Here is a 435-nt window from a genome sequence, read left to right as displayed (position 1 = left end):
GGGGTCTTGGTTGGGTGTTTTATTTTTCTACAGGCAACAAAAAACCCGACTCTTTCGAATCGGGTTTCTCTAATTAGGAGCCTGGCAATGTCCTACTTTCACATGGCAAATGCCACACTATCATCGGCGCTGTTTCGTTTCACTACTGAGTTCGGCATGGAGTCAGGTGGGTCCAAAACGCTATTGTCACCAAGCAAAATGCGTGGAAAGGATTCTCGACAAAGCGCATCGCGCTTACGAGTCCTTTGCGCAAGGTGAACTGATTTCGCATTAAGCGCTGCGGTTCACCCTACATAAAATTCGGAAATCTGATAATCGTAAATCTACTTTAGTATACTAACTTCTGTCTGTTACGCTGTCATAAAACGCGTTTGGCGTTGTATGGTTAAGCCTCACGGGTAATTAGTACAGGTTAGCTTAATGGCTCACACCACT

Annotated in this window: 1 rRNA gene; it reads right to left on the bottom strand. The window is 45.1% G+C overall.

Going from position 1 to position 435, the window contains the following annotated elements:
- Positions 1-79: 79 nt before the first annotated feature.
- Positions 80-194, bottom strand: a 5S ribosomal RNA gene (gene rrf / locus JIG41_RS20260).
- Positions 195-435: the final 241 nt, after the last annotated feature.

Origin of the sequence: Pseudoalteromonas sp. bablab_jr011 (genome assembly GCF_016464045.1) — a bacterium.
Lineage (GTDB): Bacteria > Pseudomonadota > Gammaproteobacteria > Enterobacterales > Alteromonadaceae > Pseudoalteromonas > Pseudoalteromonas lipolytica.
This window is presented reverse-complemented; position numbering and strand designations above follow the sequence as displayed.